20 protein-coding genes and 2 tRNA genes are annotated in these 21,164 nt (G+C 62.4%); 10 read left to right on the forward strand and 12 right to left on the reverse strand.

The features are described from left to right. Position 1: 1 nt before the first annotated feature. Positions 2–1,225 (reverse strand): beta-ketoacyl-ACP synthase I, encoded by a 1,224-nt coding sequence (fabB, locus tag ACTJKM_RS14650; RefSeq protein WP_057247826.1) that lies wholly within the window; start codon positions 1,223–1,225, stop codon positions 2–4. Between the two features lie 46 nt (positions 1,226–1,271). After that, positions 1,272–1,787 carry a 3-hydroxyacyl-[acyl-carrier-protein] dehydratase FabA gene (gene fabA, locus ACTJKM_RS14655; RefSeq protein ID WP_029742379.1) on the reverse strand — a complete coding sequence of 172 codons (516 nt, stop codon included), beginning with the start codon at positions 1,785–1,787 and terminating at the stop codon, positions 1,272–1,274. Between the two features lie 322 nt (positions 1,788–2,109). Here fabA and irrA point away from each other — a divergent pair, with 322 nt between their 5' ends. Continuing rightward, the gene (irrA, locus tag ACTJKM_RS14660; RefSeq protein WP_058324525.1) at positions 2,110–2,532 is read left to right on the forward strand and encodes an iron response transcriptional regulator IrrA; all 423 of its coding nucleotides are present in this window, start codon (positions 2,110–2,112) and stop codon (positions 2,530–2,532) included. 133 nt (positions 2,533–2,665) lie between these two features. Here the strand turns inward: irrA and ACTJKM_RS14665 are convergent, their stop codons facing one another. Together ACTJKM_RS14665 and ACTJKM_RS14670 are read right to left on the reverse strand one after the other, a co-directional pair. Then, on the reverse strand, positions 2,666–3,301 hold the full coding sequence (locus ACTJKM_RS14665) for a trimeric intracellular cation channel family protein (protein ID WP_058326190.1): 636 nt from the start codon (positions 3,299–3,301) through the stop codon (positions 2,666–2,668). A gap of 67 nt (positions 3,302–3,368) precedes the next feature. Further along, positions 3,369–4,160: a YdcF family protein gene (locus tag ACTJKM_RS14670; protein WP_058326191.1), complete on the reverse strand. Its 792-nt coding sequence runs from the start codon at positions 4,158–4,160 to the stop codon at positions 3,369–3,371. A 201-nt stretch (positions 4,161–4,361) separates the two neighbouring features. Between ACTJKM_RS14670 and ACTJKM_RS14675 the strand changes: the two genes are divergently transcribed. Further along, positions 4,362–4,676 (forward strand): hypothetical protein, encoded by a 315-nt coding sequence (locus tag ACTJKM_RS14675; RefSeq protein ID WP_058326192.1) that lies wholly within the window; start codon positions 4,362–4,364, stop codon positions 4,674–4,676. A 32-nt stretch (positions 4,677–4,708) separates the two neighbouring features. Here the strand turns inward: ACTJKM_RS14675 and ACTJKM_RS14680 are convergent. Beyond that, positions 4,709–4,784, reverse strand: a tRNA-Ala gene (locus ACTJKM_RS14680). 200 nt (positions 4,785–4,984) lie between these two features. Next, positions 4,985–5,374: a TIGR02300 family protein gene (locus ACTJKM_RS14685; protein WP_057247831.1), complete on the reverse strand. Its 390-nt coding sequence runs from the start codon at positions 5,372–5,374 to the stop codon at positions 4,985–4,987. A gap of 384 nt (positions 5,375–5,758) precedes the next feature. On the opposite strand from ACTJKM_RS14685, the gene aroA reads away from it, so the two are divergent. The 4 genes from aroA to rpsA all read left to right on the forward strand — a co-directional run bounded on the left by aroA (position 5,759) and on the right by rpsA (position 10,445). Next, positions 5,759–7,105 carry a 3-phosphoshikimate 1-carboxyvinyltransferase gene (aroA, locus tag ACTJKM_RS14690; protein ID WP_058326193.1) on the forward strand — a complete coding sequence of 449 codons (1,347 nt, stop codon included), beginning with the start codon at positions 5,759–5,761 and terminating at the stop codon, positions 7,103–7,105. A 68-nt stretch (positions 7,106–7,173) separates the two neighbouring features. Further along, the gene (locus tag ACTJKM_RS14695) at positions 7,174–7,938 is read left to right on the forward strand and encodes a hypothetical protein (protein WP_440637162.1); all 765 of its coding nucleotides are present in this window, start codon (positions 7,174–7,176) and stop codon (positions 7,936–7,938) included. Continuing rightward, positions 7,935–8,573 (forward strand): (d)CMP kinase, encoded by a 639-nt coding sequence (gene cmk / locus ACTJKM_RS14700; protein ID WP_058326194.1) that lies wholly within the window; start codon positions 7,935–7,937, stop codon positions 8,571–8,573. The genes ACTJKM_RS14695 and cmk overlap by 4 nt, the downstream gene beginning before the upstream one ends. A gap of 147 nt (positions 8,574–8,720) precedes the next feature. Continuing rightward, the gene (gene rpsA, locus ACTJKM_RS14705; protein WP_082615707.1) at positions 8,721–10,445 is read left to right on the forward strand and encodes a 30S ribosomal protein S1; all 1,725 of its coding nucleotides are present in this window, start codon (positions 8,721–8,723) and stop codon (positions 10,443–10,445) included. 89 nt (positions 10,446–10,534) lie between these two features. On the opposite strand, the gene ACTJKM_RS14710 is transcribed toward rpsA, so the two are convergent. After that, positions 10,535–12,130: a hypothetical protein gene (locus ACTJKM_RS14710; protein WP_058326195.1), complete on the reverse strand. Its 1,596-nt coding sequence runs from the start codon at positions 12,128–12,130 to the stop codon at positions 10,535–10,537. Between the two features lie 402 nt (positions 12,131–12,532). On the opposite strand from ACTJKM_RS14710, the gene ACTJKM_RS14715 reads away from it, so the two are divergent. Continuing rightward, a complete protein-coding gene (locus ACTJKM_RS14715) occupies positions 12,533–12,862 on the forward strand; it encodes a DUF6665 family protein (protein WP_058324533.1) in 330 nt (109 codons plus the stop codon). Here ACTJKM_RS14715 and ACTJKM_RS14720 read toward each other — a convergent pair whose 3' ends face one another. Further along, a complete protein-coding gene (locus tag ACTJKM_RS14720; protein ID WP_058326196.1) occupies positions 12,863–13,621 on the reverse strand; it encodes a hypothetical protein in 759 nt (252 codons plus the stop codon). Between the two features lie 184 nt (positions 13,622–13,805). Further along, positions 13,806–14,360, reverse strand: coding sequence for a BA14K family protein (locus tag ACTJKM_RS14725; RefSeq protein WP_058326197.1), 555 nt, complete (start codon positions 14,358–14,360; stop codon positions 13,806–13,808). Positions 14,361–14,574: 214 nt separating this feature from the next. On the opposite strand from ACTJKM_RS14725, the gene ACTJKM_RS14730 reads away from it, so the two are divergent. The 3 genes from ACTJKM_RS14730 to ACTJKM_RS14740 all read left to right on the forward strand — a co-directional run bounded on the left by ACTJKM_RS14730 (position 14,575) and on the right by ACTJKM_RS14740 (position 17,407). Next, the gene (locus ACTJKM_RS14730) at positions 14,575–16,008 is read left to right on the forward strand and encodes a phosphomannomutase (protein ID WP_057247839.1); all 1,434 of its coding nucleotides are present in this window, start codon (positions 14,575–14,577) and stop codon (positions 16,006–16,008) included. Positions 16,009–16,085: 77 nt separating this feature from the next. Next, a tRNA-Leu gene (locus ACTJKM_RS14735) sits at positions 16,086–16,172 on the forward strand. Positions 16,173–16,450: 278 nt separating this feature from the next. After that, positions 16,451–17,407 carry an adenylate/guanylate cyclase domain-containing protein gene (locus ACTJKM_RS14740; protein WP_057248231.1) on the forward strand — a complete coding sequence of 319 codons (957 nt, stop codon included), beginning with the start codon at positions 16,451–16,453 and terminating at the stop codon, positions 17,405–17,407. Here ACTJKM_RS14740 and ACTJKM_RS14745 read toward each other — a convergent pair. The 3 genes from ACTJKM_RS14745 to ACTJKM_RS14755 all read right to left on the reverse strand — a co-directional run bounded on the left by ACTJKM_RS14745 (position 17,401) and on the right by ACTJKM_RS14755 (position 21,073). Continuing rightward, on the reverse strand, positions 17,401–19,383 hold the full coding sequence (locus ACTJKM_RS14745; protein ID WP_058326198.1) for an adenylate/guanylate cyclase domain-containing protein: 1,983 nt from the start codon (positions 19,381–19,383) through the stop codon (positions 17,401–17,403). The two genes, ACTJKM_RS14740 and ACTJKM_RS14745, sit on opposite strands and share 7 nt — an antisense overlap. A 152-nt stretch (positions 19,384–19,535) precedes the next feature. Beyond that, complete coding sequence (locus tag ACTJKM_RS14750) at positions 19,536–20,564, reverse strand: hydroxyacid dehydrogenase (RefSeq protein ID WP_058326199.1); 1,029 nt, start codon at positions 20,562–20,564, stop codon at positions 19,536–19,538. A gap of 197 nt (positions 20,565–20,761) precedes the next feature. Continuing rightward, on the reverse strand, positions 20,762–21,073 hold the full coding sequence (locus ACTJKM_RS14755; RefSeq protein WP_057247842.1) for a hypothetical protein: 312 nt from the start codon (positions 21,071–21,073) through the stop codon (positions 20,762–20,764). Positions 21,074–21,164: the final 91 nt, after the last annotated feature.

A 21,164-nucleotide genomic window follows, 5' to 3' on the forward strand; every position in this document is an offset into this window, starting at 1 on the left:
GTTATCCGTTGTAGCGCTGGAAGACGAGCGTCGCATTGGTGCCGCCGAAGCCGAAGGAGTTCGACAGAACCGTATCGATCTTGGCATTGTCGATGCGTTTGCGAACGATCGGAACGCCGTCGAATTCGGGGTCGAGTTCGGTGATATGCGCGCTTTCGCCGATGAAGCCGGCCTGCATCATCAGGAGGCCGTAGATCGATTCCTGCACGCCGGCAGCACCCAGCGAGTGGCCGGTCAGCGACTTGGTCGACTGGATGTGCGGCATCTTGCTGCCGAACACTTCGCGGATCGCGCCGATTTCCTTGCTGTCGCCAACCGGCGTCGAGGTGCCGTGCGTGTTGATGTAGTCGACATCGCCCTTCACCGTCGAAAGCGCCTGACGCATGCAGCGGATCGCGCCTTCGCCCGAGGGGGCCACCATGTCGTAGCCGTCGGAGGTCGCGCCGTAGCCGACGATTTCGGCGTAGATCTTCGCACCGCGGGCCTTGGCGTGCTCAAGCTCTTCGAGAACGAGAACGCCGGCGCCGCCGGCAATGACGAAGCCGTCGCGGTTGACGTCATAGGCACGGGACGCGGTCGCTGGCGTCTCGTTGTATTTCGAGGACATGGCGCCCATGGCGTCGAAGAGGTTGGACATGGTCCAGTCAAGATCTTCATGGCCGCCGGCAAACATCACGTCCTGCTTGCCCCACTGGATCATCTCAGCGGCGTTGCCGATGCAGTGCGCCGAGGTCGAGCAGGCCGAGGAGATCGAGTAGTTGACGCCGTGGATCTGGAACCAGGTGGCGAGCGTTGCGGATGCCGTGGACGACATCGCCTTCGGAACGGCGAACGGGCCGATGCGCTTCGGGCTCACATTCTTGCGGGTGATGTCGGCCGCTTCGACGATCGTGCGGGTGGACGGACCGCCCGAGCCCATGATGATGCCGGTGCGTTCGTTGCGGGCAACGACGGTTTCTTCGAGGCCGGAGTCGGCGATTGCCTGTTTCATCGCCACGTGGTTCCAGGCGCCGCCCTGCGACAGGAAGCGCATGGCGCGACGGTCGACGAGCTCGGTCGGATCGAGCGACGGGGCGCCCCAGACCTGGCACTTGAAGCCGTTCTCCGCGAAATCGGGAGAAAACGTGATGCCCGACTTTGCATCGCGCAGCGACGCCGTGACTTCGTCCGCGTTGTTTCCGATCGAGGAAACGATGCCGAGGCCCGTGACAACAACCCGTCTCATGATACTGACCTTTTCTTTATTTTCGTTCGGTGCAGGCAGGCCTGGACTACTCGGCCTTATCCTTGGACAGACCGACACGCAGGTCGGTTGCCTGATAGATAGTCTCGCCATCGGCCTTCAGCCAGCCGTCGGCGGTGCCAAGCACGAGCCGGCCGCGCATGACGCGCTTGAAGTCGATGCCGTATTCGAGAAGCTTGGTGTGGGGACGAACCATGCCCTTGAACTTCACTTCGCCGGTGGAAAGCGCCATGCCACGGCCGGGCTCGCCGAGCCAGCCGAGGTAGAAGCCGGTCAATTGCCACATGCCGTCGAGGCCGAGGCAGCCCGGCATGATCGGATTGCCCTGGAAGTGGCAGGGAAAATACCAGTCATCAGGGCGCACGTCGTATTCAGCGCGCAGATAACCCTTGTCAAAGGCACCGCCCGTTTCGGAAATCTCGGTGATGCGATGAACCATCAGCATCGGCGGCAGCGGCAGCTGCGCGTTGCCAGGGCCAAACAACTCGCCACGGCCGCAGGCCAGGATTTCCTCGTAGCTGAAGCTGGATTGTCTGGTGGTCATGAATGGATGCTTCCCCGAATGACTTAACGTGTTGTCCGATCTGCTTTAGAGCAAGTTCGGCTTGAAATGAAGCGTGGCGAACCCGAACCTTCTCGTTTCCGGCCAGGTTACCGCCGCCTCAGATGGCATTTTCGTTCCGCCGTCGCTTACAGGATCAATGTGGGCGCGACCAGAGTTAATTGCCAGCCTTCCCCGAGTTTGACCGGTTTTTCGGGCTTTGCAACGCATGTTTGACCGAGAATCTATTGAAAGCGCGGGGCGCAAAAGTTATATCGCAACGGAAGTATTGTGAATTTCGCCGGGATACATGGAACGACCCTTGATGACGAAAGCAACAGAAGTGAGTTCGGAAGAAAGGCTGCGCCACTCAGGCCTGCGTCCGACCCGTCAGCGCGTTGCCCTCGCCGATCTGATCTTTGCCAAGGGTGACCGTCACCTGACCGTCGAGGAACTGCACGAGGAGGCTGTCATGGCCGGGGTGCCCGTTTCGCTCGCAACCGTCTACAATACGCTGCACCAGTTCACCGAGGCCGGCATGATCCGTGTCCTGGCGGTGGAAAGCGCCAAGACCTATTTCGACACCAATGTGTCGGATCACCATCATTTCTTCGTCGAGGGCCAGAACGAGGTTCTCGATATCCCCGTCAGCAACATTCAGATCGACAATCTCCCGGAGCCGCCCGAGGGCATGGAGATTTCGCATGTCGACGTGGTGATCCGCCTGCGCCGCAAGAGCGGCCGCTGATCTCAGGGCAATTCCAGGAAAAGCGCGAAACGGGGTTCCGTTCGCCGTTGCATGACTTCAAACGAGCGCGCGCGGCGATCCTCAAAATAAATTGATCGCGCGGCGTTTGCGCCGATCAGACGCATGAGCCCATTCACATCACATCATCGGGATCTCTGCCCGGCTGCGCCTTGCCCGTCGGCAGCGTCCAGCCGAACTTGAGCGCACCGCCGCGCACGGCGAAGGCGGAAATCACCCCGAGCGTCGATGCCGCCGCAAGCGGCAGGCCAGCCATCGTTGCAAGCACGAAGGCGCCAGCGCCTATCAGCGCGGCGGTGACATAGACTTCCGGCCGCAGCAGCACCGAGGGTTCCCCGGCGAGCAGATCGCGCAGGATGCCGCCGAAGGTGGCCGTCAGCATGCCGGTGACCAGCGCGACACCCGCTGAGCCCGTGGCCGCAAATCCCTTCGCAGCACCCATGACGCAATAGGCTGAAAGGCCGATCGCATCGAGCCAGACGAGGACCCGGTAGCGCGAGCCGAAGAGATGGGCGGTGAAGAAGAGGATGACCGCCACGGTGACGCAGACCAGAAGATAGGTCGGGTTGGTGACCCAGAAGACCGGTGTCGCGCCCAAAACGACATCGCGCATCGTGCCGCCGCCGATCCCGGTCACCGAGGCGAGGAAGAGATAGCCGATGATGTCGAGCTGCTTGCGTGACGCCGACAGCGCTCCGGTCGCTGCGAAGACGGCCACACCGGCGTAGTCGAGGATTTCGAGGATCGGCATGGGTGCTCCGGGCAAGATTCGGCGGTTCGCTTTGAAGCTGGGCTATCTCGGGCCCCGCCGTCAACTCTCAGGGCGCCGGCAGGATCGAGGGTGTCCGGCCGGCAAGGTGATAGGCGAGGAGGCCGATCCATTCGCGCACCGCCGTCGTCGTCAATTGTGCGTTGAGCGACGGCTGGGTGAAGTCGAAGCTAAGGCCAAGCTTGCCGCTGGTGCGGTAATCCGTCGGCCAGGGAATGACCGGGATGTCGAGCGCGCGGAAGAGCCCGACCGAACGGGGCATATGGAAGGCGGAGGTGACGAGTGCGCAATTCGATAGCCCATTCGCGCCCAGCAATTCCTTGGTGTTGCGGGCGTTCTCGAAAGTCGTGCGCGATTGTTCTTCGCGAATCAGCCGTTCGCCGCCGACGCCGAACGCGGCGAGGAAGCCCTGCGAGGCCTCGGCGTCGCCGGCATAAGTGCCGCTGAAGGAGCCATCACCGCCGGAAACCAGGATACGCGCCTCGGGGTAGCGTTTTGCGAGCGCCACCGTCTCGATGAAACGGTCCGCCGCCTGGTTGAATTCCATGCCGCCGCGGCCTGCCATCACCTCGTTCTCGAAGGCGCCGCCGAGCACGATGATGCAGGAGAGCGTTGCAGGTGATGGCGAGGGGCGTGTGAAACGATCTTCGAGCGTCTGGAGCGCGTAGGGCCCCGAGGTGGTGAACAGGCTGATGAAGAGCACCAGCGCGCCAAGCCCGCCAAGGAAGCCGCCGATGCGGCGCAGGCCCGCCGCCGTCGCCAGCAGCCCGGCAAGGGCGGCGAAGAACGAGAACGACAGCGGCTGTGCGGCCAGCCAGAATATTTTCGAGATCAGGAACATGGCATCAGCTTCTGCGTTCCGATGCTTAACAAACTATAAACGCGCGCAGGAGGGGCCGGCTTCACCGATGTGTGCCTGTGCGGCTTGGCCGTCTTGTTCGCCTTCGCGCAAGGTCGCTCGCGTAGCCTGTTCATCCGAACGTTGCACGGGTGGGGTCGGCCACCACTTTCATTTGAAGCCGAAAGGAGTATCATCCGGGAGATGACCACGATATCGGGCTTCAGATCCCAGCTGTTTCGTGCCGCCAATGAGGTCCATGAACTCACCCCGGTGCAGGCACAACGGCTGCTCGAAGGCGCAGTGGCGCTGATCCGCTGCATGCGCGAACAGACCGGCATGGAACCCAACACCGATGCACCCGATGTCACCAATGTCCTGCTGAACATCGCCGCTTCCGTGCCCACTCGCTCGGAGCGCGAAATCCGCAACGCCCTGCTCGAGTCGGCCGACATCATCCGGTTGCTGACGATGATCCTGGATTCGCTGGACGAGTTGGAAAGCAGTGAGGGACCTTGAAGGTCCATTGGTCATCAATCGAAGAAGAAATTTGGTGGAGCTAAGCGGGATCGAACCGCTGACCTCTTGCATGCCATGCAAGCGCTCTCCCAGCTGAGCTATAGCCCCATATCGGGTTCCGGCTAGGCCGGTCCGGGAAATTCGTCGGCCTGTTGTGTCCGGCGAGTGGCGGCTTATTACTTCCCCTTTTTGAGGATGGCAAGCCGAAAAATGCGTGGCCTGTGGATTTATTTCCAGTCCGGGCCGATTTTCTCCCGTCCGGGCCCTATAGGCCGAGGACGGGAGCATTCCCATGTCATTTGAAGCGCTTAGACGTCTTCTTCGTCGTCGGAGACGCCGATGAGGCCGCTCATGTCGTCGTCGTCTTCGTCTTCGTCGGCTTCGAGGAAGGTGTCGTCGTCGTCACCGTCGATCTCGACATCGTCGTCGCCGAGATCCGGCAGGTCGTCGCCGCCCGCTGCCTCATCATCGGCATCCTCGAGCGAAACGAGTTCGACTTCGGTGTTCTCTGCATCGACTTCCGTGACGTCTTCTTCTTCTTCCTTCTCGAGCACCTTGGCGACCGAGGTTTCTTCGAAGAAGTTCAGCGGATAGGACTTGCCGGTGTAAGGCGAAACGATCGGATCACGGTTCAGATCGTAGAATTTGCGCCCGGTTTCCGGGTCGATGCGCTTTGTTCCAAGTTCCGGTTTTGCCACTGTCAAAGCCTCTTGAATGGCCGGCCGAGCCGGCTCTTGCCGAAAACCGGCGGGTGGAAAGGGTATCAAGCTTATGATGATTAGCCGGTCCCCATAATCATCTTGACCGCATCTGTCAAAGGCAAAACTTGCAAGGCCCTGTGTCACGGGCTTTCCGGCGCGCAAGGATGGCCGCTCGCCGCGATTTAAGGAAGTATGCAGCAGGGGTTGTGGCAGGAGTGCTGCCGACAGCAGGCGCCGGCCTGCAAGGACGCCTTACGAGTTGCATTGTCTTCTTCAATCCTATCCGGTCTAAGAATAAAAACAGTCAGCCATTCAGCTGCCGCCGCGACGTTGGCGCGACTTGAGCGCGCGACACTGTCTTGCATGTTTCGAGGATTCCGCATGTCGCAAGGATTGGGCCAAAGCCCTGCCACCGCCCGCAAATCAGACGGCCTTAAGGGTACGGTCCGAATTCCCGGCGACAAGTCGATATCGCATCGGTCGCTGATGCTGGGCGGGCTTGCCGCCGGCGAAACGCGTATCACCGGCCTGCTCGAAGGCGAGGATGTGATCGCCACCGGCCGGGCCATGCAGGCGATGGGTGCCAGGATCCGCAAGGAGGGCGACACCTGGATCGTCAACGGCGTCGGCAATGGTGCGTTGCTTGCGCCGGAAGCGCCGCTTGATTTCGGCAATGCCGGCACCGGTTGCCGCCTCATCATGGGTCTCGTCGGCGTCTATGATTTCGAAACGACCTTCATCGGCGATGCCTCGCTCAGCCGGCGGCCGATGGCGCGCGTGCTTGATCCCTTGCGTGAGATGGGCGTGCAGGTAAAGGCAGCTATGGGTGACGGGCTGCCGGTGACCCTTCGCGGACCGAAGACGCCGACGCCGGTCACCTACCGGGTGCCGGTCGCGTCTGCCCAGGTGAAATCGGCGGTGCTCTTCGCCGGTCTCAATGCGCCCGGCATCACCACCGTCATCGAGCCGGTGATCACCCGCGACCACGCGGAGCGCATGCTGCGCGGATTCGGCGCCGAACTCTCGGTGGAAACCGATGCCACCGGTGTCCGCACCATCCGGCTCGAAGGCCGCGGCAGGCTCGTCGCCCAGGAGATCGATGTGCCCGGCGATCCGTCCTCGGCGGCTTTCCCGCTGGTCGCGGCGCTCGTCGTTCCGGGTTCTGACATCACCATCCGGAACGTGCTTATGAACCCGACCCGCACGGGCTTGATCCTGACGTTGCAGGAGATGGGCGGGGACATCGAGGTGATCGAAATCAGGCAGGCCGGCGGAGAAGACCTGGCGGATCTGAGGGTGCGCCATTCCGAACTGAAAGGCGTTACGGTCCCCGAAGAGCGTGCCGCCTCGATGATCGATGAGTATCCCATTCTCGCCATCGCCGCCGCCTTTGCCGAAGGCGCGACCATCATGCATGGTCTCGATGAGCTGCGCGTGAAGGAGTCCGATCGCCTCGCCGCCATTGCCGCGGGCCTGAAACTCAACGGTGTTGATTGCGATGAGGGCAGATCCTCGCTCGTCGTGCGTGGTCGCCCCGGCGGCAAGGGCCTCGGAAATGCTTCAGGCGGGGTGGTGAGGACCCATCTCGATCACCGTATCGCCATGAGCTTCCTTGTGATGGGGCTTGTGTCCGAATACCCGGTCGCCGTCGATGATGCGTCGATGATCGCGACCAGCTTTCCGGGGTATATTGAGCTGATGACCACGCTCGGGGCGGTGGTCGAGTGAAGCCAACGGCGCTGGCGGCGATAAAACTCAGATGGCTGCTGACAATCGCAGTCGTTGTTCTCCTGACGTTGCTGACGCAGATCGGCGGCCTTGTCTGGCTTGTTGCCCTTGGCATTGCGCGCCGAAGCAGAGCTGGCTTTCTCGTATTTCTTGCACTCTTTCTTGGCCTCTATGCAGCCGGGAGCACGCTCAGCTACGCTGTGGCGCCGGTCTTTGGTCGGGTTCCGTTGCCCTGTTTCGACGACGGTACATCGCGGCTCAGAATGCAGTCGCCATTCTTCTGCGTCCTGAACCGCCAGTATGTCGTTCCGGAACTGAGGGAGGCAGCCGTCGCTTTGTCGCGGCATATGGACCGGGCATTCCCCGGAACCACAACCTTGGCCCTCGACGCGAATTTTCCATTTTTCAATGGCTTCCCACTGTTTCCCCATCTCTCCCACTCGGATGGCCGAAAGCTCGATGTCGCGTTCTTTTATCAGGATGCCGGCGGCAGATACCTGGATAAGACGACACGTTCGCCGATCGGCTACTTCGCCTTCGAAGAGCCGCGTCCGGGAAGCGTTCTTCCATGCGACGATCGCAACGCCCTCTTGACCTTGCGGTGGGACTTGGCGTTTCTGCAGTCACTATGGCGGCCCTGGCCGCTCGAAGAGGCGCGGATGCGTGAGGCGCTCCGCTGGCTTGCCGGTGAGGGGAGCGGTTTCGGTATCGAGAAGATATTCGTGGAGCCGCATCTGGCGCAAAGACTTGGCGTCGAGGCGGAGTCCATTAGGTTTCAGGGTTGCAGGGCCGCCAGGCACGACGACCATATACATATGCAGGTTGGAAAATGACGTTCATCATCGCCATCGACGGGCCGGCAGCGGCCGGCAAGGGCACGCTCTCGCGCCGGATCGCCGAGGAATATGGCTTTCATCATCTCGATACGGGGCTGACCTATCGTGCCACCGCCAAGGCGCTGCTGGATAGCGGGCTGCCGCTCGATGACGAGGCGGTCGCCGAGAAGATGGCGCGCGAGGTCGAGCTCGCCGGGCTTGATCGGTCGGTGCTTTCCGCCCACGCGATCGGCGAGGCGGCGTCGAAGATCGCCGTCATGCCGGCGGTGCGCCGCGCACTGGTCGAGGCGCAGCGCGCCTTTTCGCTGCGCGAGCCCGGAACGGTGCTCGACGGACGCGACATCGGCACGGTTGTCTGCCCGGGTGCGCCGGTAAAACTCTATGTCACTGCGTCGCCGGAAGTACGGGCGAGACGCCGTTACGACGAGATCATCGGCAGCGGTCAGCCGGCCGACTATGCGGCGATATTCGAGGATGTGAAGAACCGCGACGAGCGCGATATGGGCCGCGCCGACAGTCCTTTGCGGCCGGCCGAAGACGCGCACTTGCTTGATACGTCTGAAATGAGTATAGAGGCGGCGTTTCAGGCCGCGAAGACTTTGATCGATGCGGCCCTGATCAAGAAGATCTGAAGAAGAGCCCTTTCACAACCCTCGTTTGAAACGCTCTTCTTGCATAGCCTGAAATTCCGTCCACGCGCCGGATTGCCCCTTCGATGGGGCGGACTGGGTTCAGGCCTGTTCAACACCAGCCCCCGGCGCATGTGCGTCTCTATTGAGATGCATGCAGGAGATTCCATGTCTGCTACCAATCCTACCCGTGACGATTTCGCCGCTCTTCTCGAAGAATCCTTCGCGAAGACCGATCTCGCCGAAGGCTATGTTGCCAAGGGCATCGTTACGGCCATCGAAAAGGACGTCGCCGTTGTCGACGTCGGTCTGAAGGTCGAAGGCCGCATCGCTCTGAAGGAATTCGGCGCGAAGGCCAAGGACGGCTCGCTCAAGGTCGGCGACGAAGTCGAAGTCTACGTTGAGCGCATCGAAAACGCGCTCGGCGAAGCTGTTCTGTCGCGCGAGAAGGCTCGCCGCGAAGAAAGCTGGATGCGCCTGGAAGTGAAGTTTGAAGCCGGCGAACGCGTCGAAGGCATCATCTTCAACCAGGTCAAGGGTGGCTTCACCGTCGATCTCGACGGCGCCGTTGCCTTCCTTCCGCGCTCGCAGGTCGACATCCGTCCGATCCGCGACGTCACCCCGCTGATGCACAACCCGCAGCCCTTCGAAATCCTCAAGATGGACAAGCGCCGTGGCAACATCGTCGTATCGCGTCGTACGGTTCTGGAAGAGTCCCGCGCCGAACAGCGTTCTGAAATCGTTCAGAACCTTGAAGAAGGCCAGGTTGTCGAAGGCGTCGTCAAGAACATCACCGACTACGGTGCGTTCGTCGACCTCGGCGGCATCGACGGTCTGCTCCATGTCACCGACATGGCATGGCGTCGCGTGAACCATCCGTCGGAGATCCTGAACATTGGCCAGCAGGTCAAGGTTCAGATCATCCGCATCAACCAGGAAACCCACCGCATCTCGCTCGGCATGAAGCAGCTCGAGTCGGATCCGTGGGATGGCATCGGTGCGAAGTACCCGGTCGGCAAGAAGATCTCCGGTACCGTCACGAACATCACCGACTACGGTGCGTTCGTCGAGCTGGAGCCGGGCATCGAAGGCCTGATCCACATCTCCGAAATGTCCTGGACCAAGAAGAACGTACACCCCGGCAAGATCCTGTCCACGAGCCAGGAAGTCGACGTTGTCGTTCTCGAAGTCGATCCGACCAAGCGTCGCATCTCGCTCGGCCTCAAGCAGACGCTCGAGAACCCGTGGCAGGCATTCGCGCATAGCCATCCGGCTGGCACCGAAGTCGAAGGCGAAGTCAAGAACAAGACCGAATTCGGCCTGTTCATCGGCCTCGACGGCGATGTTGACGGCATGGTGCACCTTTCCGACCTCGACTGGAACCGTCCGGGCGAGCAGGTCATCGAAGAGTTCAACAAGGGCGACGTTGTTCGCGCCGTTGTTCTCGACGTCGACGTCGACAAGGAGCGCATCTCGCTCGGCATCAAGCAGCTCGGCAAGGATGCAGTCGGCGACGCCGCTGCTTCGGGCGAACTGCGCAAGAACGCCGTTGTTTCGGCTGAAATCATCGCGATCAACGATGGTGGCATCGAAGTGAAGCTCGTCAACCACGAAGACATCACCTCGTTCATCCGCCGCGCTGACCTCGCGCGCGACCGCGACGAACAGCGTCCGGAGCGTTTCTCGGTTGGTCAGGTTGTTGACGCCCGCGTCACCAACTTCTCCAAGAAGGACCGCAAGATCCAGCTGTCGATCAAGGCTCTGGAAATCGCTGAAGAGAAGGAAGCCGTTGCTCAGTTCGGTTCGTCCGACTCGGGTGCTTCGCTCGGCGACATCCTTGGCGCGGCTCTGAAGAACCGCCAGAACAACGAGTAATCGTTGCCTGACACCTGAACTGAAAAACCCGCGGAGAGCGATCTCCGCGGGTTTTTCTTTGCTCGAATACTTGCTCGGGTCGCGCCCCCTCAGCCGAGGCCGCCGAGCCTGCGATAGAGATCATAGGCGTCGGGTGCTTCGGGTGTCCCGTCGTCGAGCAGGGCTTCGTCCGTTGGATCTGCTCCATCCCCTTGATCGTGGCCGTCGCCTTCTTCTGCGCCCTGTTCTTCGTCCGATGCCTGGTCTTCAGATCCGCCAGGCATTTCATGGCTGAGGTTTTCGGTCTCCGCCGCATCCTTGGCGGCTGGCGGGTAGGGGATCATGGCAAAAGGAATGGCTTCGCGCGGCAGGCCGTTTTCGACCAGCCTGGCGATGACCTGATGCATCGTCTGTTCATCGGTTGCGCGCTGCGGCCGCATGTCCACAGGCAGGCGCTGGGCAGCCTTTGTGTCCTCGGTCTGGTCGTCGAGCAAGGACGGCAGGGCGTTGCCGCCGTCCGGGGCCTCGCGCTGGTGCGCCGCGGCGTCGTTTGCGCGCACCGGTGTGGCGGTTTCTTTTACCGGGACCGGCGCCGGCGCGTCGGTACCATTGGCGTGCTCAGCCGCCGGCTTGGTCTCGGCGCCGGCTGCGCTTCCGGGCAGGTTTACGCTGTCGCGAATGAGCGTCTTGATCGCCTCGAAGAGCACCCGCACCGGCCGGGCTTCGGGGTTGCCGCGACCGGCCGCCGTTGCTGTCTTGGCGTCCTTCTCCTCCGCATCAGGCATTGGGCCATAGGTGCCATCGGGGTCGGCGTCCTCAGCGGTTTCGGCAGTCGTATCGGCTTCGGCCGGCGCCGCCGTGCTCTCGCTGGCCGGGACCTCGGTTTCGACATGCCCGCCATCGGTTGGGGGGCCGGTTTCCTCAGGCTCAGGCCCGAGGGCCGTTTGCGGCGCTTCCTCGACTTCGCCTTCGCCTGCCAGCAGGGCGGCGGCGGTTTCGACCGGCGTGCTTTCCTGTGGCGTGGGCTTGCCTGTGCTCGCACGCGTTTCGCTTCGCTCCGGTGCGGCGTTTCGGGCTTTTGAGGGCGCCTCTGTCGTTCCGGCCTGGTCCAGGTCATCACCCCGCGGTTCGAGCGCGTCGGTGTCGTTGCCGACCCCAAAGGTCTTGCGCAGCACCGCCTGCAGCAGCGCGACTTCGCCGGCAACCGGGGTACGCGCAGCAACCGGGTTGAAAGGCATTGCCGGCTGGAAAGAGGGGTTGCGCAGGATGACGTCGCGCGCCTGAGCGGGCATCGAAGTGGCGGTGTTACTCGACGCGCTTGTGCCATTGCGGATCGCGGGCAGTTCGGCAAGCAGACCGACCCGGACGGCGAGGCTGCGCCCGCCGAGCTGGCGCTCGAGCAACAGCCGATCGGATGCAGGCATCGTTTCGAGGAAGGCCACCAGGCGTCGAACGAAATCGCGCCCGCCTTCCTGAGGCAGGGGCGGGAACTTCAGGATGCGCGCCAGGTCCTCCATCAGCCGCACCAGAGCGTCCTTGGAGAGGATTTCGCGACCCGAGAGGTGTCGGGTCAACGCGTCCAGGATCTTTTGAATGGCTTCGCCGCGTTGGCCGGCGGGCAACAGCGCTGCCGGCTGCTGTGCCTTGGTGTTCGTGTCTTCTGCGGTAGCGGCCGCGGCTCGGGCCGTCTGGATGGGTATCAGCATTCTGGTCTCCATCTCGCTTGACCTCAGGTTGACCAATCATCGGTGAGCGACGAAACGCGGGTGCACGCTTGGGCACGGACCGATTTCCGGCTCGCGTGCGAACTGTTTTCTTTGTCACTTACGGGTTGGCGCCTCATGCGCGTCTACAGCGCCGCGCGCCCTATGAGGCGCGCAAAGGTCGCTGTAGCACTTTGAGTTGCTGCATGTTTCTTAAAGAAACATGCAGGGGTCCAATGGCCGGACAGCCGCGACCAGGCCGCGGATAAGGGAATCGGCATGATCACTGAGGCTAGGTGAAAGAGGTTTATGAAATCTTAACCAAGTTTCGATCGCTGCGGCAGCCGACCGCCCTTGCCTGCGGGCTTCGACAGCGCCATCTTCTGGACTTCTGAGGAGTTTCGGATGAGCGTTCGTCCCCCAAAAGCCCTGAGCCCGACCTTCTCGACCACCGGCGCCTTCAACGTGCTCGAATATGAACTCATGTCCGAGCGGGCCGATGCGCTCGGCCGGCATGGGCTGAAGGTGGAAAAGGCGCTTGCCGCACTGTCGGAACTGAAGGCGGAGGCGGCCCCGGATTTGCGCGAGCGGCTTCTCGATGAAGCAGCCGATGTCGTCTGGGCCTTTTTCATCCAGCGCGAGATCTGCGGGCTGCGTGACAGCCGCGATGCCGTTCGCCGCTACGGCATTCCCAAGGAGGTCATGGCAAGGCTCGGTATCGTGCGGAGGAAATGATCAGAAGCTCTGCGCCGTCAGGCTGTACAGGCCGTTCTCGTCGAAGCGGACCAGGTTTTGCAACTCGGCTTCGCGGCGCTCGGCGACATTTTCCATCTCGTCCTTGAGTTGGAGCGCACGAAGCTGCTCGTTTTGTTCGACCAGCGACTGCTTGTCGGTTCTGCGCGTGGGATCGTTGCGCAAGCTGTCGACTTGGGCTTCCTCGAGCGACCCGGATTCCGTTGTGCTCTTGAGTCGATCCACCGCCTTGGCAGCCTGTGCCTGGCTTTGAGAACTCTTGCCGCTCGTCTCTCCAAGCGCCGCCTTCAGTGTCTCGTTTTCCCGGCCGCCTGGATTTTTGAGTGCCTCAGCCAATTCGGTGAGGGAGAGGCCGAGTTTATCCAGCCCAAGCTGCTCCTCGACCTTGGCGATATCGCTCGGATCCAGATCCTTGATCTGGTTCTCGAGCGTTCTGGCGAAGGCGGCGTCGGATTTGAACGTCTCGCGGTCGAGGTGGAAGAACGCTCCGACTTGGCGAACGAGAGCCGCGCGATTGCTGTTGGGGTCGTTCTGGGTGCGATCGAAGAAGTGCGCGTTGATCTTTTCGTTGGCCGCCTTGCGGGCATCGTCGGACTGGACCTGCGCCTTCAGGACCTTGTCGTCCTTGGTGCCCTTGGCCTTTTCTTCTTCTTCCGCCTGCCGCTTTTCGATGTCCTTGAGGATCGAGCCGACCAGGCTGGTCGTTGCGGTGGCGGTCGATTGCTGGGTCGGAAGCAGCATGTATGATCCCCGGACAGCATCGTGGAGCTTTCCGAAACGGTAGGTCGTCGCGGTTAATGCCGGCTTAACCGACGTTTCCCACAAATTGGGACCGATCGGGCAGACGAAGCCATCTGCTCCGCGATTGCGCACGGAGAAATGCGTGAGGCAGCATCGCCTTTGCGCGGCGGCGCGTCAGTCTCGCCTATCGGTAAGGCGAGTAGCAGACCCTGTAGGCACCACCGTAGCTCAGGAACCGGTTGGTCGCCGGATTGTAGGAGCGGTAGCGCGACATGCACCAGCTCACATGTGAGCCGCCGCGAACATACTGGTCCCGATAATAGTAATTGTTACCGTAGTAGCTATTACCGTAATAGCGGTTTCCGTAGTATCGTCGCGGATAGTAACCGCCATAGTAACGGGGATAGTATCCACCGCCATAGTAGCCGCCGTAGCCGCCGCCATAATAGCCGCCGGAGCCGAAGTAGAAGCTCAGGCCCGAACCACCATAATATGGGCCACCCCATCCTCGCCGGTAGTAAGGCCCTCCTCCCCATCCTGGACCCCATCCGCGACGCCAGCCGTACCCGCCATATCCGCCGTAGCGCCGGTGGTAGTACTGCACATTCTGGATGTCGCCCTGTGCCTTGATCTGGAGATCGGGCGCCTGGATCGGCATTGCCTCGACAGGTCCGATGGGGGTGATCAGGGAGGTGGCGGCCAAGCTGCAGCCGATAACGAAATTGCGAAATCCCGTCATTTTATCCTCACTTTCAGAAGGCCATGCCTTCCGTTTGTGTCCCTGCCTGTATTACGTTTGTTTTTCTTGGTTTATTCATGGCGCCGGACGCTGTGTGTGGTTGCGGGAACCACTGGATTTCCGCCCGTTGCTCTCTTCAGTACGATGCGCCTATCCGTCGGTCGTGTCACTGTGGTTCTTGTCCGGTCCCTTCCCGTCGTCAGCGAGGTACACGATGCAATTGAAGTTTGGCACCAGTGGTTTGCGCGGCCTCTCCGAGGAACTGAAGGGCGAACCCTCCGCCCGCTATGCGACGGCCTTCGCCCGGCATCTTGTGGAGTCCGGGCACAGCAAGCCTGGCGATCCCATCCTCATCGCCCGCGATTTTCGCGATTCAAGCCCGGAGATCGCGGCCGTTTGCGCCGCGGCGCTGTCGCGCGAGGGGCTGCGCGTTTTTGACTGCGGCACGGTGCCGACGCCCGCACTGGCGCTCTACGGCCTCGCCAACGGGGCAGCGGGCTTGATGATCACCGGCTCCCATATTCCGGCCGATCGCAACGGCATCAAGTTTTATCGCCCGGATGGCGAGATCGACAAGGCGGACGAGGTGGCGATCAGCCGCATCGCCGACGGCATTGCAAACCAGATCGCACCGGTCGCCGATGCCGGAACCGGTGAGGACCACGCGGCCAGGGCCGCCGCCCTCTTCATGGAGCGGAACCGGCAATTGCTGGCGGCCGGGGCGCTGTCCGGGCTCAAGGTCGGTGTCTACCAGCATAGCACCGTCGCCCGCGACCTGATCGCCGACCTGCTGACCCACTCTGGTGCCGATGTCGTGGCCCTTGGGCGCTCGGAACACTTCATTCCTGTTGATACCGAGGCGGTTTCGGCGGAGACGATCGAGCGGCTTCAGGATTGGGCGCGCGAACATCGCCTCGATGCGATCGTGTCGGCGGATGGGGACGGCGACCGGCCCCTCGTCGCCGACGAAAATGGGCTGCCCCTGCGTGGTGACCTGCTGGGCCTGATGGCTTGCGGTTTCCTCGGCGCCAGACTTGCGGTCACTCCGGTCACGTCGAATTCCGGCCTTGAGGGCAGGGAAGGGCTTTCCGTCCTGCGCACCCGCGTCGGCTCGCCCTTCGTGATCGCCGGCATGCAGCAGGCGCTGAAAGAGGGTACGCAGAAGGTCGCCGGCTTCGAGGCCAATGGCGGTACGCTGACCGCGAGCCCCTTTGAGATCAATGGCGCAACGCTGGAAGCGCTACCCACCCGGGATAGCTTTCTGCCGATTGTCGCGGCACTGGCCGCGGCGGCTGAGGCCAAGCTTTCGCTTTCCGCGCTCGCCGCTTCCTACCGGTTGCCTGTGGCGCTCAGCGATAGGCTCGAAAATTTCCCTGTGGAAACAAGCGCCCGGCTGATGGCCTATCTGCGCGGAGACGAGGCAAATCTTGCGGAATTCCTGGCGCCGATCGGCGGCGTCGCTGCGGTGAGCGACATCGATGGGCTGAGAGTGACGCTGGATGATGGTCGGATCATCCATTTCCGACCCTCGGGCAATGCGCCGGAGATGCGGTGCTACGTCGAGGCGGAGTCGTCTGAGGCTGCCGAAGCGCTGCTCTCAAGGGGGCTATCCACAATCCGCCGGTGGGCAGAATCCGCTTCGAACTGAGTTTTTTGCAATCCGACACGAAAACTTCAAAAACCCTGTTGACACTTCAGCTCGGGCCTTTTACACCCCAGCCCGTCGCCCAGATGGCGGAATTGGTAGACGCGCCAGCTTCAGGTGCTGGTACTCGCAAGGGTGTGGAGGTTCGAGTCCTCTTCTGGGCACCAAATTCCCAACCAAGTCTTTGATTTGGTTTTGAAAAACCCCGGTTAGCCGGGGTTTTTTCGTTTCTGGCGTTTGCCCGCAAATCGAGGCGATTTCCTGTCGCGCGGCGCGCTCTTTCCGTCGATATGGTTGCGCGTCGCCGTTATTTTCGCGCGACGCGCCTTGAAGCTTTGACCGGCAGCATTGATATTCTATTCGCAACGAAGTGGCGTGCAGACCGCACGAACGCGGCACCATGCAATCGTCCGCCGGGGCGGCGGAACTGAGCGAGGACGAAGCGATGTCCGAGACGCGTCGCAAGCTGACGACTATCCTATCCGCGGATGTTCAAGACTACACCCGACTGATGCGTGCCGACGAGGAGGGCACGCTCGCCACGTTGAAGCGCTATCGCGATGCCATGGGACGGCTCATCGAGGCGCATGAGGGCCGTGTCGTCAACACCTGGGGCGATGGCCTCATCGCGGAGTTTCCGAGCGTCGTCGAAGCCGTGCGCGCGGCGATCGACGTGCAGAACGAGTTGGCCGGTCGCAACGAGAAATGCCCCTCGGACGAGCAGATGCTGTTTCGCATAGGCATCAATCTCGGCGACGTGATCGCCGAGGGCGACGACCTCTATGGTGATGGCGTCAATGTCGCGGCGCGCCTGCAGGCTTCAGCACCCGCCGGTGGCATCGTCATTTCGAATACGGTCTATGACCAGGTGCGCAACAAGGTCGCCGTCGGGTTCGATTTTCTGGGGCCGCTGGAGGTGAAGAACATCGATGGTGGTGTTCCGAGCTACGCCGTGCGCATCGGCACGGCCGATCCCCGCCCGGCAATCGGCATCCAAGGCTTCGGACGTTCCGCTGGTCAAGCGAGCGGGAATGGCGGCCGATCAGGGGCTGAGGCAAAGGGGGGCGGCGGGGCGGTCGCCGCGGCGAAGCGAGGATCTCTTCCCGTGCTCGCCGTCATCGCCGCAGGACTGGTCGTGCTGAACCTCCTCACCTGGAACGGGGTGCTCTGGTCCGTTTGGCCATTGCTCGGGCTCGGCATTTTGTCGGGCCTTGCGTGGCTCAAGGCAAACCCGTGGGTGGATCGCGGCATCGGTGTGCTGGCCCTTTCCGGGCTGGTGCTCCTGACGATCAACGTGCTGACGTGGCATGGAGTGTTCTGGGCCGTCTGGCCGCTGCTCGCCTTTGCTGTCGTCGCCGGTATCCGCTGGGTCACCCGATCGCGCCGCAGTGTTGGTCACTGAGGCCGCCTATACGCTTTCCCCGCCTTGCGTGCGTCTGCGGCTGCCGGCTCTGCGCCCAGCACCTCATAGATCTCCAACGCAGAGGCGCGGCCCTTCGCCTGCGCCGAGCCGAGGGGCCGGAAGCGGATAGCGGTGCCGGCATGGGCGACGACGGCGCCGCTCGCCATGATCGTGGTGTCGTAGTTCTTATTCATGCCTTCCAGGCGGGAGGCGACGTTCACCGTATCGCCCATCGCCGTATATTGCAGTCGCTCCTTCGCGCCGACATTGCCGACGACGGCGGTGCCGGTATGAATGCCGAAACGGGTGCGGAACTCCGGAAGACCCTTTTGACGCTGCGCCTCGTTGAAGACACGCAAGCGTTCCTCGACCGCCAGCGCGCACCGACAGGCATGTTCTGCGTGCTTTTCGTCCGCCGCCGGTGCGTTCCACATCGCGAACACCGAATCGCCGAGGAACTGGATGATCGTTCCGTCGTGTTCTCCGACGGTCTCGCTGAAGATGTCGAAATACTCCGACAGCATCGCCACTACATCTTCCGGCGGATATTTTTCGCTGAGCGTGGTGAAGTCGTAGATGTCGGTGAAGAGCGCCGTCACCTCCTGTCGCCAGGCGGAGCGTCCACTGAACTGACCGGACTCGATGCCCTTGCGCACCAGTTCCTTGGGCACATAGAGCGCGAAGGTGAAGATCGCGTCTCGCGCCCGGTTCATGGCCCCGCCGAGCGTGGAGATCTCGCTGACATGCGACGAGACGTCGATGGGCGTCGTGAAGTCGAGATCCTGCAGCCGGTTGGCGCTGGCCGTCAGCTGGTTGAGCCCCTTGGTGATCAAATGCGCAAGCACCAGCGAAGCGAGCACCGCGAGCGCCACGACCGATCCGGAAATCGCCAGCCCTTGCACGAGCGTCTGGTTGGCCTCCGCCATCAACTCGTCCAGCGGCGCCGCCACCACGGCGCGGTTGCCGGAGAGAAGCAGCGCGGATTCGAGCGGCGTCACCATGACGAGATAGGTTCGGTCTCCGACCTCGACGAAGTCGGCCTTGCCGGGCTTAGGCGGATTGAGGCGGATGCTCTGGATCAAGGGATCGCTCTCGGCCTGCACGATCGGGCTATCCTTGTCCTTCGCCGCCATGATGCGTCGCATCATCACCAGGTCCGAGTGGATGATCGGACGCCCGACGGCATCGAGGATGAAGGAGACGGACCCGGCCGTGAGCCGCTCGCGGGCCAGGAAATCGGTGATCGTATCGAGGATGACATCCGCGCCGATGACGATCTCCGGATTGCCCCGATGCGCTTGCGAGATCGTCATGCCCAGCGTTTCGGTGGTGGCACTTTCATAAGGGCCGGTCGAGACCGCGGCCTTTCCGTTGACCGCCGCGCGATACCACGGCCTGGTCCGCGGGTCGAAGCCGGTAGGTGGCAGCCGCCGCTCGGAAAACTGCGTGCCGTCCTTGTCGAGGAAGAGCACGCGCTGCAGAGACTTGCCGCTGGCATCCTTTTCCATCGAGCGCACGGCAATGGCAGCACCACGTGGCGCGTCCAGCGCCATGCGCCAGGCGACCTGCTTGAGATCGACCACCTGAAAGAAAGCACCGTTGGGATAGCCGACATAGACCCCGTCAATATGCGGCGAGCGGGTGATGCCCTCGCGCAGCACCGCCACCTTGTCGTTCATGCGCTCCGGCGGCGGCACGAGGAAGGAGTTGGCGACCGAGGAAACGAGGTTGACGAGGGCCGAGGTATCGCCCGAGAGCACGCCCAGTCGATCCACGAGGCGGTTCATGAAGCCGCGCATATTGGCCTCGGCGTCGGCGATCGCGGCGTTGCGCGAGCGATGATAATCGAGCCCGACGAGTGTGGCCGAGACGACAATCAGCATGGTGACGATGACCAGGCTGAACAGCGACCGCAGCGAGCTGTTCCAGCCATCGCGTGTTCTGCCTTGTCGAGCACCGGACGCCGTGTCTGCCATTGCGGTTCTCTGCTTCCGTACCGATCAACTGGCGACGACCTTAGCGTGCAAGGATGGTCGCATGTGCAAGGAAAGTTAAATGCGATTCCCATAAAACACGTTAACCGGCGGGATGCACGCCCCGCCGACACCCGCCTCAAAAAATCGCTGGGTCAGTTCACCGTCACCGGTTTCGAGCGCATGCGCGCGACGGTTTCCCGCTCGGCCCGCTTGCAGCGCATCGGCGGCAGGTTGCGGTCCATCAGGTCCATGTCCTCGAGCACCATGTCGCCCATCTTCTTGAAGGCGCTGTCGAGCGCGCCGGCGCGGTGGGCGGAGCGCAGGAAACCCGGCAGGCGGCGAACCGGATGATCGAGCGGTAGCGGCTCTTCCGGAAAGACGTCGCTGGCCGCCACGATATGGCCGCGTGCGACCGCTGCCATCAGCGCATCGAAATCAACGACGCCGGCGCGGCTCAAGAGGATGAAGGCAGCGCCAGGGCGCATGCGGGCAAAGGCCCTTTCGCCGAGGAAGCCTTCGTTCTCGCTGGTGACCGACGCGACGACGAAGACGAAGTCGCTGTCGCCGAGGACCGTATCGAGCGATGCCGGCTCGACGCCGTTGTCTCTCAGGATCGAGGCTGGCATCCAGGGGTCGAAGACGCGGATCCTGGCGCGGAAACCGGAGAGCACGCGGTTCAGCGCCTTGCCGAGATCGCCGAAGCCGATGATGCCGATGTCGGCGCCGGAGAGAAGCCGCGCCGAGCGGTTGCCGTCGCCGCCCCAAAGCTCGCGGCCTTCGCGGAAGGCAAGGTCGGCGTCGACGATGCCGCGGGCGATGTTAAGCGCCATGGCAAGGCCGAGTTCGGCGACCGGTTCGGCAAAGACTTGCCCCGTGGTCACCACATGGATGCCGCGCGCAAACAGCACCTCGTAGGGCATGTTGTTGATCAGGTTGCTCTCGACGTTGAGGATCGCCCGGAGCTGGCCCATGCGCCGGAGCGTTGCGTGAACGAGCGGCGGCTGGCCGATGATGTAGCGCGCTTCGGACAGGATATCGTCGTCGAGCCCGGCGATATCGTCCGGGTCGGCTTCGACGATTCGGTAACGCTGGTGCAGGTCCTTCAGCGCCTGCGGCGTGAAGATCAGGTCGAGCGTGCGTGGAGCGGGCGCGCTGATGGCAAGCGGTTTCGTATCGGACATGGTTCCTCCCACTGCATGTTTCCTCTGATCGTAACCGATTCAAGGATGAAAACATGTAGCAATTCAAAGTGCTGTAGGCGGAGGCAGTCCCGCTTCCGTACCGTCAGGCTAGGAAGAAATCCCCGCCTTGCCAAGCGGCGTAGTCGTCGAGGAGGCAAGCTTGCGAGCAACGCGACGGGCGCCGAGGCACGCCTGCTTCAATAGCCGAGGCCGCGTTTCTGGCGATAGAGCGACGGCGGCAGGTCGCTGCCCTGGAAGACCGGTCCATCACCGCGGCGGCAATTGTAGATCGTGTCGTAGACGGGGCCGCCGCGGGCCGTCGATTCGAACGGATAGTTGCGGTCGACGAAGGTCTGTTCGCAGACGGTATGGTCTCCGCCGCCATTCAGCGGATCCATCTGGCGCACGCCGGGCAGGTCCCGGTAGGTCTGTGCCGTTGCCGGGACGATGGAGAGCCCCAAAGTCAGCGCGAGGGCCGAAAGGGCGAGAGCGGAGCGAAAAGACGTCATTGTCAGGACTTTCGAACGGGCGACCGTCTGGCGGGATACGGTAACGGTATCGCCGGCGCCAAACTTGCGCTATAGGCCACACCACTTCGTT

Source organism: Ensifer sp. 22460 (assembly GCF_052044935.1).
GTDB lineage: Bacteria > Pseudomonadota > Alphaproteobacteria > Rhizobiales > Rhizobiaceae > Ensifer.